The organism is Rhizobium sp. BG4 (genome assembly GCF_016864575.1).
Taxonomy (GTDB): domain Bacteria; phylum Pseudomonadota; class Alphaproteobacteria; order Rhizobiales; family Rhizobiaceae; genus Rhizobium.
This window is the reverse complement of the sequence record NZ_CP044125.1, coordinates 250,740-264,684: the sequence shown is the minus strand read 5'-3', so window position 1 is coordinate 264,684 and position 13,945 is coordinate 250,740. Positions and strand designations below refer to the sequence as shown.

Below are 13,945 nucleotides of genomic sequence, written 5' to 3'. Positions count from 1 at the left end.
ACCGCCCGGAGCAATCCGGGCGGTTTTTCTTTTAGGGCTTAGGAAAAGTGCGGGATCGTCCCGCGCATGGCTGCATCGCGCAGTAGAAGCAGCAGCATGAAGACGCCGGTGATGCCGATGACGACGGAGATCCGCTTCATCCGCCGCTTTCGCTCCTCATCGCCGGGCGGCCGCTGCCCGCATTGTGGGCAGATCAGCAGGCCCGGCGGGATCTCCCGCTCGCAATATTCGCATTGAGCCATCGGTGCCTCCCCAGGACAGTGCAAATGTCTCCGGTGAACGGCAAGGGCGCCGAAAAGTTCAGCTCGTCAGATTTCAGCAAAGCAAAAGGCCGCAGCTTTCGCCGCGGCCTTCAGATCATATGCTGGCGATATCACATGCCGAGAACGGTCCGCAGCTCGGTGCGGGCGGCTTCGTATTCCGCCTTGTAGTCATCATGCTGCATGATCGTCTGTGCCGTCGCGATACCGGCAATGCGGCCAGCTTCGATATCGGTTGGGTAATGGATGCCGCCGATCACGCGGTTCCAGCCGTATTCCCAGGCGCGCGCCATGATCGCGTCCTTCTTCTCCGGAACCATGTTGGAGAGAACGACGCCCATCAGCGTGCCGAGCGTCGTGTGGCCCGACGGATAGGAACCGGACTTGGAGAGCGGAACGACCGGCTTGACGAGATCCGGATAGAGGAGGTGAGGGCGGGTGCGCTTCCAGACGTCCTTGGCCGGGTCGACGACGGCGGCTTCGGTCTCGACGATGCGGTCGAAGAAGGCGGAGAACTTCGGCAGGTTCTCCTTGGTGAACTTCGGATTGTCGATCACGTCGGCATAGCGCCAGACATTCTCCTCGGCATCGGCAACCGCGCGGGCTTCCATCTCGGGCGTGCGCGTCACCTGGATCTTCAGGAGTTCGCCGATCTCGGCCTTGGTCTTGGCGGAATCGTTGGCCGGCGGCGGCGGCAGCAGGTTCAAAAGGTTGACTTCGGTATTGTCGGTAAAGGGCTTGGCCTTCTCTTCGGCAAAGGCCGGGGCCGAAAAGGCAATCGCGGCCGCGAGGCCGAAAGCAACGAATTTGGAAATGGAACGCATCGGGAGACTCCTTGGGGGCAATAATGCACCCCGCGGGTAGCCGAGGATTGTTTGGCGAAGATGACAGAACGGTGTCAGAGGCTGCGGCATATTGGCCGCGGTGCGGTGATCGCATTAGCCGCCGAGGCGGTGGAGGCAATGCGCCATTCCATAGCCAAGCTTTGTCCGGGCCTCGGCGATTTCCAGCCAGCGGAATCGAAAGACGATCGGCGGTCCACCGTCGAATGGCGTCAGCTCGTGATGAAGCCAGCTTTCGGGATAGGTTCCGAGTAGAGCTACGGTATAATAATGACGCCGATGCCAGATGCTTCGGTTTTCGCGATTGAAGCGGTACTCATCGATAGCCAGAGGCAGGAGAGGGCGGTTGGGCTTTAGGCCGGTTTCTTCCGTGAACTCGCGAAGCGCCGCGGTGGCTGTTGCTTCGCCGGGTTTAACTGTTCCGCCAGGTACCTGAAACTCGATCTCAGGAAAGTCCGGCTCGTCGAATACAAGAAGCCGGCCGCGCCAGGTCGCATAGATCAGGACCTTATGTGCGTCCGGCACCATGGCATCAGCTGAAGCGGATGATCGAGACTTCGCCCTCGAGGGCGCCCTGATAGGCCGAGGCGTGCGGCTCTTCTTCCGGCACTTCGGTCAGCATGCCGATCTGGTCGAGGTCGGCTTCGATGAAGCCTTCTTCGGCGAGCGCGTTGAGCGCCTCGCGCACCGCGCTGTCGTCGTCGGCGGCCTTCAGCATGACGTGCAGGTCGACGCCTTCGCTGCCATCCGTCTCGTAGCCCTTGCCGATGATGATGAAGATCATCGGGCCTTCGGAATTGTTGTCATTGTCTGGGCTCGCGATCATGCTCATGTCCTTCGGGTACGTGACGATTCGAAAATACGAATCCGCTCTCAGCGGATTTCGCTTGCAATCGCCGATTCCTTAGCGGCTTTTCATGTCGGCCCCAAGTTGAACTTGGCCGGGTGCTTCAAAATTCCGCCGGAACCCCTGCAAAGAGGGCGATAGCCCGGCATTTCAAGGCATTCCGTTAAAGATTATTTCCGGCGCGGCCTTGACGTAGGTGAGGGAAACCAGTAGTACCCGCGCCATCGGAACCCATGTGAGGCATGGCTTTCTGGGGCGCCTTGCCCTGGAGTTCTCCTCAAACAAGGTTCGAAACGCACGTTGAAGATATGATGCCTGCACGCATGACGCATGTCTTTTGCGTCCTCTGCCCTCGGTGGTCCATCTGCGAAAGCGGATCGGGCCACGTTTTGCGCATTGAGACTAGCGTGTGATCTTGCCGGAGACGGCGCGATTTACGCCCGAAAGGGTACAGATTAACGTAAGGGATGGTTGAATGCCTACCGTAAACCAGCTTATCCGCAAGCCGCGTCAGGCGAACGTAAAGCGCAATAAGGTTCCTGCTCTGCAGGAAAACCCGCAGAAGCGCGGCGTCTGCACCCGCGTCTACACCACGACCCCGAAGAAGCCGAACTCGGCTCTCCGTAAGGTCGCCAAGATCCGCCTGACCAATGGCTTCGAAGTCATCGGCTATATCCCGGGCGAAGGTCACAATCTGCAGGAACACTCTGTCGTCATGATCCGTGGCGGCCGCGTCAAGGACTTGCCGGGTGTTCGTTACCACATCATCCGCGGCGTTCTCGATACCCAGGGTGTCAAGAACCGCAAGCAGCGCCGTTCGAAGTACGGTGCGAAGCGTCCGAAGTAATTTCGGTTTTGAAATCCCCGGCGCTGCGCGAGGTTCTCCGCGTGGTTGAGCGCCCTAACAATTAAGAGACGAGAAGTATGTCCAGACGTCACAGAGCAGAAAAGCGTGAAATCAACCCGGATCCCAAGTTCGGCGATCTGGTTGTCACGAAGTTCATGAATGCCATCATGCTCGATGGTAAGAAGTCCGTTGCTGAAAGCATCGTTTACGGCGCATTTGACTCCGTACAGGGCAAGTCCAAGCAGGAGCCGCTGGTCGTTTTCCACGCCGCCCTCGACAACATTGCCCCGCACGTCGAAGTCCGCTCGCGCCGCGTCGGTGGTGCGACCTATCAGGTTCCGGTTGATGTCCGCCCTGAGCGCCGCCAGGCCCTTGCTATTCGCTGGCTGATTACCGCTGCGCGCAAGCGCAACGAAACGACCATGATCGATCGTCTGTCGGGCGAGCTTCTCGACGCATCCAACAACCGTGGTTCCGCGGTCAAGAAGCGCGAAGACACGCACAAGATGGCTGACGCCAACCGTGCGTTCTCGCATTATCGCTGGTAATCCCGAACGGTATCGAAAGGCAGTCCATTATGGCTCGCGAATATAAAATCGAAGACTACCGTAATTTCGGTATCATGGCGCACATCGACGCCGGCAAGACGACGACGACCGAGCGTATCCTTTACTACACCGGCAAGTCGCACAAGATCGGCGAAGTGCACGACGGCGCAGCCACCATGGACTGGATGGAGCAGGAGCAGGAGCGTGGCATCACGATCACGTCTGCTGCCACCACGACCTTCTGGAAGGGCCGTGACGGCAAGATGCGCCGCTTCAACATCATCGACACCCCCGGCCACGTCGACTTCACCATCGAAGTCGAGCGTTCGCTGCGCGTTCTCGACGGTGCTATTGCTCTTCTCGATGCCAACGCCGGCGTTGAGCCGCAGACGGAAACCGTCTGGCGTCAGGCTGAGAAGTACAATGTTCCGCGCATGATCTTCTGCAACAAGATGGACAAGACCGGTGCGGACTTCTACCGCTCCGTCGAGATGATCAAGACCCGTCTCGGCGCAACGGCTGTCGTCATGCAGCTGCCGATCGGCGCAGAAAGCGACTTCAAGGGCGTCGTCGACCTGATCGAAATGAACGCTCTCGTCTGGCGCGATGAATCGCTCGGCGCCCAGTGGGACGTCGTCGAAATCCCGGATGACCTGAAGGCCAAGGCTGAAGAATATCGCGAAAAGCTGATCGAGACCGTTGTCGAGATCGACGAAGAAGCGATGGAAGCTTACCTGAACGGCGACATGCCGGACAACGACAAGATCCGCGCCCTGGTTCGCCGCGGCACGATCGACGTCAAGTTCCACCCGATGTTCTGCGGCACCGCCTTCAAGAACAAGGGCGTTCAGCCGCTCCTCGACGCCGTCGTCGACTACCTGCCGTCGCCGCTCGACATTCCGGCCATCAAGGGCATCGACTTCAAGACCGAAGCCGAAATCGAGCGTCACGCTGACGACGCCGAGCCGCTCGCGATGCTGGCGTTCAAGATCATGAACGACCCCTTCGTTGGTTCGCTTACCTTCGCTCGTATCTACTCGGGCAAGCTCGAAAAGGGCGTATCCGTCATCAACACGGTCAAGGACAAGCGCGAGCGTGTCGGCCGTATGCTGCAGATGCACTCCAACTCGCGTGAAGACATCGAAGAAGCCTTCGCAGGCGACATCGTTGCTCTCGCCGGCCTCAAGGAAACCACCACTGGCGATACGCTCTGCGATCCGCTGAAGCCGGTTATCCTCGAGCGCATGGAATTCCCGGAGCCGGTCATCCAGATCGCGATCGAGCCGAAGTCCAAGGGCGACCAGGAAAAGATGGGCCTCGCGCTCAATCGCCTCGCTGCTGAAGACCCGTCCTTCCGCGTCAAGACCGACCAGGAATCCGGCCAGACGATCATCGCCGGCATGGGCGAACTTCACCTCGACATTCTCGTCGACCGTATGCGTCGCGAGTTCAAGGTTGAAGCCAACGTCGGTGCTCCGCAGGTTGCTTACCGTGAAACGATCACGCGTCAGCACGAAGAAGACTACACGCACAAGAAGCAGTCTGGTGGTACCGGTCAGTTCGCACGCGTCAAGATCATCTTCGAACCGAACCCGGAAGGCGACGACTTCAAGTTCGAATCCAAGATCGTCGGCGGTGCTGTTCCGAAGGAATACATCCCGGGCGTTCAGAAGGGTATCGAAAGCGTTCTGTCGTCCGGTCCGCTGGCTGGCTTCCCGATGCTGGGCGTCAAGGCGACGCTCGTTGACGGTGCCTTCCACGACGTTGACTCGTCGGTCCTGGCGTTCGAAATCGCTTCGCGTGCCTGCTTCCGTGAAGCAGCCAAGAAGGCCGGCGCTCAGCTCCTCGAGCCGATGATGAAGGTCGAAGTCGTAACGCCGGAAGATTACGTCGGCGACGTCATCGGTGACCTGAACTCCCGCCGTGGCCAGATTCAGGGCCAGGAACAGCGCGGCATCGCGATCGTCATCAGCGCCAACGTTCCGCTGGCGAACATGTTCAAGTACGTCGATAACCTGCGCTCCATGTCGCAGGGCCGTGCTCAGTACACGATGACCTTCGATCACTACGCGCCGGTCCCGTCGAACGTCGCAACTGAAATCCAGGCAAAGTATTCCGGTCAGAAGTGACCGGAATACCAATTGACCGATAACAAGAATTAGCGCCCTTCGGGGCCTAGCAAAATGGAGAGCCGAAAATGGCAAAGAGTAAGTTTGAGCGCAACAAGCCGCACGTAAACATCGGCACGATCGGCCACGTTGACCACGGCAAGACGTCTCTGACGGCAGCGATCACGAAGTACTTCGGCGAGTTCAAGGCGTACGACCAGATCGACGCTGCTCCGGAAGAAAAGGCACGCGGCATCACCATCTCGACGGCGCACGTCGAGTATGAGACCCCGAACCGCCACTACGCGCACGTCGACTGCCCCGGCCACGCCGACTACGTCAAGAACATGATCACCGGTGCCGCACAGATGGACGGCGCGATCCTGGTTTGCTCCGCTGCTGACGGCCCGATGCCGCAGACCCGCGAGCACATCCTGCTCGCTCGCCAGGTTGGCGTTCCGGCTATCGTCGTGTTCCTCAACAAGGTCGACCAGGTTGACGACGCCGAGCTTCTCGAACTCGTCGAGCTCGAAGTTCGCGAACTGCTGTCGTCCTACGACTTCCCGGGCGACGACATCCCGGTCGTCAAGGGTTCGGCTCTGGCCGCTCTCGAAGATTCCGACAAGAAGATCGGCGAAGACGCGATCCGCGAGCTGATGGCTCAGGTCGACGCCTACATCCCGACGCCTGAGCGTCCGGTTGACCAGCCGTTCCTGATGCCGATCGAAGACGTGTTCTCGATCTCGGGCCGCGGTACGGTTGTTACGGGCCGCGTCGAGCGTGGTATCGTCAAGGTTGGCGAAGAAGTCGAAATCGTCGGCATCCGCGCGACTTCGAAGACGACGGTTACCGGCGTTGAAATGTTCCGCAAGCTGCTCGATCAGGGCCAGGCCGGCGACAACATCGGCGCTCTGGTTCGCGGTGTTAACCGTGACGGCGTCGAGCGTGGTCAGATCCTGTGCAAGCCGGGTTCGGTCAAGCCGCACAAGAAGTTCAAGGCAGAAGCCTACATCCTGACGAAGGAAGAAGGCGGCCGTCATACGCCGTTCTTCACCAACTACCGTCCGCAGTTCTACTTCCGCACGACGGACGTGACGGGCATCGTGACGCTGCCGGAAGGCACGGAAATGGTTATGCCGGGCGACAACGTCACGGTTGACGTCGAGCTGATCGTTCCGATCGCGATGGAAGAAAAGCTGCGCTTCGCTATCCGCGAAGGCGGCCGTACCGTCGGCGCCGGCATCGTTGCCTCGATCGTCGAGTAATCAGAGAAACGGCCGCCTCCAAGAGGGGCGGCCGATTCGATGACATTATTATGATGTGAGCGGCTCTAGCCGCTTGCTTATTACACAGAAATGTTGCACATGGCGCGCGAGCGCTGTTTGCGTGCTGCTTCGGTTTTCGAAGCGGCGAATAAAACTAACAATAAGGTGGGCTGAAAAGGCCCGAAGAGTGGATAGGGATGCCGTTCCGCGGTGTCCTTCTCGATCTTTGAAACCGGTGGTCCGCCTTAGCGAAAACAAAAAACGCGTCTTGAGAAAGGCGCGCGAAAAACAGAACACAAGGATAATGTCGAATGAACGGCCAAAATATCCGCATTCGCCTGAAGGCGTTCGATCACCGAATTCTCGATGCTTCCACGCGCGAGATTGTGTCGACGGCGAAGCGCACCGGCGCAAGCGTCCGGGGCCCCGTTCCGCTTCCGACTCGCATCGAGAAGTTTACGGTTAACCGGTCCCCACACATCGACAAGAAGAGCCGCGAGCAGTTCGAGATGCGCACGCATAAGCGCCTCCTCGACATCGTAGATCCGACCCCGCAGACGGTAGACGCGCTGATGAAGCTCGATCTCGCCGCCGGTGTCGATGTTGAGATCAAGCTCTGAGCCTGGCTCGAGCGGATTTGGAAGGATTGAACCGATGCGTTCAGGTGTGATTGCACAGAAGGTGGGCATGACCCGCGTCTACAACGACGCTGGCGAACATGTTCCGGTAACGGTACTGCGTATGGACGGCTGCCAGGTCGTCGCAACGCGCACTGTAGAAAAGAATGGCTATACCGCAGTTCAGCTCGGTGCTGGCCAGGCGAAGGTTAAGAACACGTCCAAGGCGATGCGCGGCAACTTTGCTGTCGCTAACGTCGAGCCGAAGGCCAAGCTCCAGGAATTCCGCGTTTCGGAAGACAACCTGCTGGAGATCGGTACCGAGCTCAAGGCTGGTCACTTCGCAGCAGGTCAGCTCGTCGACGTGACGGGCACGACCATTGGTAAGGGCTTTGCCGGCGCCATGAAGCGCCACGGCTTCGGCGGTCTCCGCGCCACGCACGGTGTGTCGGTTTCGCACCGCTCGCACGGTTCGACGGGCTCGCGCCAGGATCCGGGCAAGGTTTTCAAGAACAAGAAGATGGCTGGTCACATGGGCCAGACGCGCGTAACGACTCAGAACCTTGAAGTGGTTTCGACCGACGAAGATCGTGGTCTGATCCTGATCAAGGGTGCAGTACCCGGTTCCAAGGGTGCCTGGATCATCGTGCGCGACGCCGTCAAGTCGGCCGCGAAGTAAGGGAGCCAGACCAATGGAATTCAACGTCAAGACCCTCGAGGGAAAAGACGCAGGGAAGGTTTCTCTCTCTGACGCGATCTTCGGTCTCGAGCCCCGCGAAGACATTCTTGCCCGCGTCATCCGCTGGCAGCTTGCCAAGAAGCAGCAGGGCACGCACCAGGCAAAGGGCCGCGCGGACGTTTCGCGCACCGGCGCCAAGATGTACAAGCAGAAGGGTACGGGCCGCGCTCGTCACCATTCGGCTCGTGCTCCGCAGTTCCGCGGCGGTGGTAAGGCTCACGGCCCGGTTGCTCGCAGCCACGAACACGACCTTCCCAAGAAGGTTCGCGCTCTCGGCCTGCGTCTCGCTCTCTCGGCAAAGCTGAAGTCGGATGATGTCATCATCATCGACAACCTCGTTGCTGCTGAAGCCAAGACCAAGGCTCTGGCCGCTACCTTTGAGACGCTCGGCCTGACCAACGCGCTCTTCATCGGTGGTGCTGAGCTCGACGGCAACTTCAAGCTCGCTGCCCAGAACATCCCGAACATCGATGTTCTCCCGATCCAGGGCATCAACGTTTATGACATCGTGCGCCGCGGCAAGCTCGTGCTTTCCAAGGCTGCCGTTGAAGCTCTAGAGGAGCGTTTCAAGTGACCGATCTTCGCCACTACGATGTGATCGTCTCGCCGGCGATCACCGAAAAGTCCACTCTGGTATCGGAAAACAACCAGGTTGTTTTCAATGTCGCCAAGACGGCGTCGAAGCCGGAAATCAAGGCTGCAGTCGAGGCGCTCTTCGGCGTCAAGGTCACGGCCGTCAACACGCTGCTCCGCAAGGGCAAGACCAAGCGTTTCCGCGGTTTTGCCGGCAAGCAGCAGGACGTGAAGAAGGCTGTCGTAACGCTGGCTGAAGGCCAGACGATCGACGTCTCCACCGGTCTCTGAGGAATAAAACAATGGCATTGAAAACATTCAATCCTACGACCCCGAGCCAGCGTCAGCTGGTCATCGTCGACCGTTCTGGCCTCTGGAAGGGCAAGCCGGTCAAGGCGCTGACGGAAGGTCTGACCAAGAGCGGCGGTCGTAACAACCTCGGCCGTATCACTGCCCGCTTCATCGGCGGCGGTCACAAGCGTACGTACCGTATCGTTGACTTCAAGCGTCGCAAGTTCGACGTCGAAGGCACCGTTCAGCGTATCGAATACGACCCGAACCGTACTGCATTCATCGCGCTCGTCAGCTACACGGACGGCGAACAGGCCTACATCCTCGCTCCGCAGCGCCTCGCTGCAGGCGACAAGGTCATCGCTTCTGAAAAGGCTGTCGACGTAAAGCCCGGCAACACCATGCCGCTGCAGTACATCCCGGTCGGCTCCATCATCCACAACGTGGAAATGAAGCCGGGCAAGGGCGGTCAGATCGCTCGTTCGGCTGGCGGTTACGCACAGCTCGTCGGCCGCGACGCCGGCATGGCGATCCTTCGCCTGAACTCTGGCGAACAGCGCCTCGTCCACGGCTCGTGCCTGGCGACGATCGGTGCCGTTTCCAACCCGGATCACGCCAACATCAACGACGGCAAGGCCGGTCGTACGGTTTGGCGCGGCAAGCGTCCGCATAACCGCGGTGTTGTCATGAACCCGGTCGACCACCCGCACGGTGGTGGTGAAGGCCGCACCTCTGGTGGCCGTCATCCGGTTACCCCGTGGGGCAAGCCGACCAAGGGCAAGCGCACCCGGTCGAACAAGTCGACCGACAAGTTCATCATGCGCTCGCGTCATCAGCGTAAGAAGTAAGAGAGGAAGTCTCCAATGGCTCGTTCAGTATGGAAAGGTCCGTTCGTTGACGGCTATCTTCTCAAGAAGGCTGAGAAGGTTCGTGAAGGCGGACGTGCAGAAGTAATCAAGATCTGGAGCCGCCGCTCCACGATCCTGCCGCAGTTCGTCGGTCTCACCTTCGGCGTCTACAACGGCAGCAAGCATGTACCGGTCAGCGTCAACGAAGACATGGTCGGTCACAAGTTCGGTGAATTCTCTCCGACGCGGACCTACTACGGTCACGGCGCGGACAAGAAGGCAAAGAGGAAGTAACAATGGGCAAGGCAAAAGCCGAACGCCGGCTGAAGGACAACGAGGCGCAAGCAGTCGCCCGCACGCTCCGCGTCAGCCCACAGAAGCTCAACCTGGTTGCTGCGGCTATCCGCGGCAAGAAGGTCGACCGTGCACTCGCTGAGCTGGAGTTCTCCCGCAAGCGCATCGCAGGTGCCGTCAAGAAGACGCTCGAATCTGCGATCGCCAACGCTGAGAACAACCACGATCTCGACGTTGACACGCTTGTCGTAGCAGAAGCCTACGTCGGCAAGTCGATCGTCATGAAGCGTTTCCACGCTCGTGGCCGCGGCCGTGCATCTCGCATCGAGAAGCCGTTCGCGCACCTCACGATCGTGGTCCGCGAAGTGCAGGCACAAGAGGAGGCCGCATAATGGGTCAGAAAATCAATCCAATCGGTTTCCGTCTTGGCATCAACCGTACCTGGGATAGCCGCTGGTTTGCGGACAATGCCGAATACGGTCAGCTGCTGCACGAAGACCTGAAGATGCGCAAGTTCGTCATGAGCGAACTGAAGCAGGCTGGTATCGCCAAGGTCGTCATCGAGCGTCCGCACAAGAAGTGCCGCGTCACGATCCACTCGGCTCGCCCGGGTCTGATCATCGGCAAGAAGGGTGCAGACATCGACAAGCTCCGCAAGAAGCTGTCGGACATGACGAACTCCGAAACGCACCTCAACATCGTTGAAGTGCGCAAGCCGGAAGTCGACGCAACGCTCGTTGCTCAGTCGATCGCCCAGCAGCTCGAGCGTCGCGTGGCTTTCCGCCGCGCCATGAAGCGCGCTGTTCAGTCTGCAATGCGTCTTGGTGCCGAAGGCATCAAGATCACCTGCGCAGGCCGTCTCGGCGGTGCTGAAATCGCTCGTACCGAATGGTACCGCGAAGGTCGCGTTCCGCTGCACACGCTGCGCGCTGACATCGACTACGGCACAGCTGAAGCGGAAACCGCTTTCGGCATCTGCGGCATCAAGGTTTGGATCTTCAAGGGCGAAATCCTTGAGCATGATCCGATGGCCTCCGAGCGCCGCGCACTCGAGGGTGACGCTCAGGGTCCGGCAAGCCGCGACCGCGATCGTCGCCGCGACAACGCTTGATAGCGTTGGTGGCAAAGAAGTTCGGAGAATAAGAAAATGTTGCAGCCAAAGCGTACCAAGTACCGCAAGCAATTCAAGGGCCGCATCAAGGGCGTCGCCAAGGGTGGTTCCGACCTCGCCTTCGGTGAATTCGGCCTTAAGGCTCAGGAGCCGAACCGCGTGAATGCACGCGAGATCGAAGCGGCACGCCGCGCGATCACGCGTTACATGAAGCGCGCCGGCCGTGTATGGATCCGCGTGTTCCCTGATGTTCCGGTAACCGCGAAGCCGACCGAAGTCCGTATGGGTAAGGGTAAGGGCTCCGTTGAATACTGGGCATGCAAGGTCAAGCCCGGCCGTATGATGTTCGAGATCGACGGCGTCAGCGAAGAAATCGCCCGTGAGGCGCTTCGTCTCGGCTCTGCCAAGCTCTCGGTCAAGACGCGCTTCGTACAGCGCATTGCAGAGTAAGGAGAGGCAGATGAAAGCCGAAGAAGTCCGCGGCCTCACGGCCGATCAGCTCAAGGACAAGCTCGCCGACCTCAAGAAGGAGCAGTTCAACCTGCGCTTCCAGAAGGCAACCGGCCAGCTCGAGAAGTCCTCGCGCATCAACGAAGTCCGCAAGGACATCGCCCGCGTGAAAACCATTGCCCGCCAGAAGGCGGCAGAAGCAAAGGCGTAAAGGAAGAATAACATGCCGAAGCGCATTCTGCAGGGCGTCGTCGTTGGCGACAAGAACGAGAAGACTGTAGTAGTCCGCGTCGAGCGCCGTTTCGCTCACCCGCTGCTTCAGAAGACCGTTCGTCGTTCCAAGAAGTACAAGGCCCACGACGAAAACAACCAGTACAAGATCGGCGACACCGTTTCCATCGAGGAATGCGCTCCGATCTCCAAGGACAAGCGCTGGACGGTTATCGCCGCCCAGGGCAAGTAAGAATTTCTCGCGAGGCCTTGCGTCTCGCGGAAATATCTGTATGAAGCAGCGTCAGAACGCTCGAAAGCCGGGCGTTCTTTTGCTTTGAGCGCACGGAAGGTCCCACCGGGAAACCACCTTGGCACGATTTTTCCCGCGCTATTCAAGCTATTGCCGTTTCTGTGCCCGTTTTGCGGGCTCGGTCGGCTGACAAATTTTCATAAGCGGGGTAGGGGGCGAAAGCCCAACCAGTCCGGTAAACCAAAAAGGCGACCTGATATGATTCAGATGCAAACAAACCTCGACGTCGCGGATAATTCCGGCGCGCGTCGTGTCATGTGCATCAAGGTGCTGGGCGGCTCGAAGCGCAAGTATGCCTCGATCGGCGACGTCATCGTCGTTTCGATCAAGGAAGCGATCCCGCGCGGCCGCGTGAAGAAGGGTGACGTTATGAAGGCGGTTGTTGTTCGCACCGCCAAGGACATCCGCCGTGCGGATGGTTCCGTCATTCGCTTCGACACGAACGCAGCAGTTCTCATCGACAACAAGAAAGAGCCGATCGGCACCCGTATCTTCGGACCGGTTCCGCGCGAACTTCGCGCCAAGAACCACATGAAGATCATCTCGCTGGCTCCCGAAGTACTGTAAGGAGCGAGACCGATGCAGAAGATTCGTAAAGGCGACAAGGTCGTCATGCTCACGGGCAAGGACAAGGGCCGTACCGGCGAAGTCCTCCAGGTTCTGCCGAAGGAAGATCGCGCGGTTGTCCGTGGCGTCAACGTCGTAAAGCGCCATCAGCGCCAGACGCAGACCCAGGAAGCCGGCATCATCAACAAGGAAGCCTCGGTTCACCTGTCCAACGTTGCAATCGTCGACAAGGACGGCAAGCCGACCCGCGTTGGCTTCAAGGTCGTTGACGGCAAGAAGGTCCGTGTGGCCAAGCGTTCCGGTGAGGTGATCTAATGGCTCAGGCAAAGTACGAGCCGCGGCTCAAGAAGGAATACGTTGAGCGCATTCGCAATGCGATGCAGGAGAAGTTCTCCTACGCCAACGAAATGATGATCCCGAAGATCGACAAGATCGTCATCAACATGGGTGTTGGCGAAGCAACGGCTGATTCGAAGAAGCCGACTGTTGCTGCAGCTGACCTGGCCGCTATTGCTGGTCAGAAGCCGGTTATCACCCGTGCACGCAACTCTATCGCTGGCTTCAAGGTCCGCGAACAGATGCCGATCGGCGCGAAGGTTACCCTCCGCGGCGCCCGCATGTACGAGTTCCTGGACCGTCTCGTGAACATCGCGCTCCCGCGCGTTCGCGACTTCCGCGGCCTGAACCCGAAGAGCTTTGACGGCCGTGGCAACTTCGCCATGGGCATCAAGGAGCACATTGTGTTCCCTGAGATCAACTACGATAAGGTTGATCAGATGTGGGGCATGGACATCATCGTTTGCACGACGGCAACGAAGGACGACGAAGCACGCGCTCTGCTCACAGAGTTCAGCTTCCCGTTCCGTCAGTAACCGTAACGACGAGCGTAGAAAAGGAACCTGACATGGCGAAGACCAGCGCAGTTGAAAAGAACAAGCGCCGCCGTAATACGGTCGCAAATCAGGCTGCCAAGCGCGCAGCTCTGAAGGCGATCATCATGAACCAGTCTCTTCCGATCGAAGAGCGGTTCAAGGCCTCGATCAAGTTGGCATCCCTGCCGCGCGATGGATCGAAGACCCGCATTCGCAACCGTTGCGAAGTATCGGGCCGTCCGCGCGCATACTACCGCAAACTGCGCATGTCGCGTATCGCGCTGCGTGAACTCGGCAATCTCGGCAAGGTGCCGGGCATCGTCAAGTCCAGCTGGTAAGGAGC

Annotated in this window: 23 protein-coding genes; 19 read left to right on the top strand and 4 right to left on the bottom strand. The window is 59.2% G+C overall.

The annotated features are described in order from the left end of the window. Positions 1-38: 38 nt before the first annotated feature. The 4 genes from F2982_RS01480 to F2982_RS01465 form a co-directional block, all read right to left on the bottom strand. Entirely contained in the window at positions 39-242 is a 204-nt protein-coding gene (locus F2982_RS01480) for a hypothetical protein (protein WP_203429030.1), read from the bottom strand. A 131-nt stretch (positions 243-373) separates the two neighbouring features. Then, positions 374-1,084: a phosphatase PAP2 family protein gene (locus tag F2982_RS01475; RefSeq protein ID WP_112716902.1), complete on the bottom strand. Its 711-nt coding sequence runs from the start codon at positions 1,082-1,084 to the stop codon at positions 374-376. 114 nt (positions 1,085-1,198) lie between these two features. Beyond that, positions 1,199-1,630 carry an NUDIX domain-containing protein gene (locus F2982_RS01470; RefSeq protein ID WP_203429029.1) on the bottom strand — a complete coding sequence of 144 codons (432 nt, stop codon included), beginning with the start codon at positions 1,628-1,630 and terminating at the stop codon, positions 1,199-1,201. Between the two features lie 4 nt (positions 1,631-1,634). Then, positions 1,635-1,928, bottom strand: coding sequence for a transcriptional regulator (locus F2982_RS01465; protein WP_112716928.1), 294 nt, complete (start codon positions 1,926-1,928; stop codon positions 1,635-1,637). Between the two features lie 496 nt (positions 1,929-2,424). On the opposite strand from F2982_RS01465, the gene rpsL reads away from it, so the two are divergent. The 19 genes from rpsL to rpsN all read left to right on the top strand — a co-directional run bounded on the left by rpsL (position 2,425) and on the right by rpsN (position 13,940). Continuing rightward, on the top strand, positions 2,425-2,796 hold the full coding sequence (rpsL, locus tag F2982_RS01460) for a 30S ribosomal protein S12 (protein WP_003547537.1): 372 nt from the start codon (positions 2,425-2,427) through the stop codon (positions 2,794-2,796). Positions 2,797-2,873: 77 nt separating this feature from the next. Continuing rightward, complete coding sequence (gene rpsG, locus F2982_RS01455; protein WP_112716896.1) at positions 2,874-3,344, top strand: 30S ribosomal protein S7; 471 nt, start codon at positions 2,874-2,876, stop codon at positions 3,342-3,344. Positions 3,345-3,373: 29 nt separating this feature from the next. Then, entirely contained in the window at positions 3,374-5,473 is a 2,100-nt protein-coding gene (gene fusA / locus F2982_RS01450; protein ID WP_112716894.1) for an elongation factor G, read from the top strand. 68 nt (positions 5,474-5,541) lie between these two features. Then, entirely contained in the window at positions 5,542-6,717 is a 1,176-nt protein-coding gene (tuf, locus tag F2982_RS01445; protein WP_130282487.1) for an elongation factor Tu, read from the top strand. 311 nt (positions 6,718-7,028) lie between these two features. Further along, positions 7,029-7,337 carry a 30S ribosomal protein S10 gene (rpsJ, locus tag F2982_RS01440; RefSeq protein ID WP_003547547.1) on the top strand — a complete coding sequence of 103 codons (309 nt, stop codon included), beginning with the start codon at positions 7,029-7,031 and terminating at the stop codon, positions 7,335-7,337. A 34-nt stretch (positions 7,338-7,371) separates the two neighbouring features. After that, a complete protein-coding gene (gene rplC, locus F2982_RS01435) occupies positions 7,372-8,013 on the top strand; it encodes a 50S ribosomal protein L3 (protein ID WP_008521348.1) in 642 nt (213 codons plus the stop codon). Positions 8,014-8,026: 13 nt separating this feature from the next. After that, positions 8,027-8,647 carry a 50S ribosomal protein L4 gene (gene rplD / locus F2982_RS01430; RefSeq protein WP_112711471.1) on the top strand — a complete coding sequence of 207 codons (621 nt, stop codon included), beginning with the start codon at positions 8,027-8,029 and terminating at the stop codon, positions 8,645-8,647. Next, positions 8,644-8,937: a 50S ribosomal protein L23 gene (locus tag F2982_RS01425; RefSeq protein ID WP_112711472.1), complete on the top strand. Its 294-nt coding sequence runs from the start codon at positions 8,644-8,646 to the stop codon at positions 8,935-8,937. The genes rplD and F2982_RS01425 overlap by 4 nt, the downstream gene beginning before the upstream one ends. 11 nt (positions 8,938-8,948) lie before the next feature. Further along, a complete protein-coding gene (gene rplB / locus F2982_RS01420) occupies positions 8,949-9,785 on the top strand; it encodes a 50S ribosomal protein L2 (RefSeq protein WP_112711473.1) in 837 nt (278 codons plus the stop codon). 15 nt (positions 9,786-9,800) lie between these two features. Continuing rightward, on the top strand, positions 9,801-10,079 hold the full coding sequence (rpsS, locus tag F2982_RS01415; RefSeq protein ID WP_007531666.1) for a 30S ribosomal protein S19: 279 nt from the start codon (positions 9,801-9,803) through the stop codon (positions 10,077-10,079). Positions 10,080-10,081: 2 nt separating this feature from the next. Beyond that, positions 10,082-10,471 (top strand): 50S ribosomal protein L22, encoded by a 390-nt coding sequence (gene rplV, locus F2982_RS01410; RefSeq protein WP_007531667.1) that lies wholly within the window; start codon positions 10,082-10,084, stop codon positions 10,469-10,471. Next, the gene (gene rpsC / locus F2982_RS01405; protein WP_018857109.1) at positions 10,471-11,190 is read left to right on the top strand and encodes a 30S ribosomal protein S3; all 720 of its coding nucleotides are present in this window, start codon (positions 10,471-10,473) and stop codon (positions 11,188-11,190) included. The genes rplV and rpsC overlap by 1 nt, the downstream gene beginning before the upstream one ends. A 36-nt stretch (positions 11,191-11,226) precedes the next feature. Beyond that, positions 11,227-11,640 carry a 50S ribosomal protein L16 gene (gene rplP / locus F2982_RS01400; RefSeq protein ID WP_003573792.1) on the top strand — a complete coding sequence of 138 codons (414 nt, stop codon included), beginning with the start codon at positions 11,227-11,229 and terminating at the stop codon, positions 11,638-11,640. Positions 11,641-11,650: 10 nt separating this feature from the next. Continuing rightward, complete coding sequence (gene rpmC / locus F2982_RS01395) at positions 11,651-11,851, top strand: 50S ribosomal protein L29 (protein ID WP_007531673.1); 201 nt, start codon at positions 11,651-11,653, stop codon at positions 11,849-11,851. A 12-nt stretch (positions 11,852-11,863) separates the two neighbouring features. Continuing rightward, positions 11,864-12,103, top strand: a complete 240-nt coding sequence (gene rpsQ, locus F2982_RS01390) for a 30S ribosomal protein S17 (RefSeq protein ID WP_004674926.1) — start codon at positions 11,864-11,866, stop codon at positions 12,101-12,103. A 258-nt stretch (positions 12,104-12,361) separates the two neighbouring features. Then, the gene (gene rplN / locus F2982_RS01385; protein ID WP_003547558.1) at positions 12,362-12,730 is read left to right on the top strand and encodes a 50S ribosomal protein L14; all 369 of its coding nucleotides are present in this window, start codon (positions 12,362-12,364) and stop codon (positions 12,728-12,730) included. 12 nt (positions 12,731-12,742) lie between these two features. After that, entirely contained in the window at positions 12,743-13,045 is a 303-nt protein-coding gene (gene rplX / locus F2982_RS01380) for a 50S ribosomal protein L24 (RefSeq protein WP_112711474.1), read from the top strand. Further along, positions 13,045-13,602, top strand: coding sequence for a 50S ribosomal protein L5 (rplE, locus tag F2982_RS01375; RefSeq protein ID WP_112711475.1), 558 nt, complete (start codon positions 13,045-13,047; stop codon positions 13,600-13,602). Before rplX ends, rplE begins: the two co-directional genes overlap by 1 nt. A gap of 32 nt (positions 13,603-13,634) precedes the next feature. After that, positions 13,635-13,940, top strand: coding sequence for a 30S ribosomal protein S14 (rpsN, locus tag F2982_RS01370; protein ID WP_112711476.1), 306 nt, complete (start codon positions 13,635-13,637; stop codon positions 13,938-13,940). The last annotated feature ends 5 nt before the right edge of the window (positions 13,941-13,945 follow it).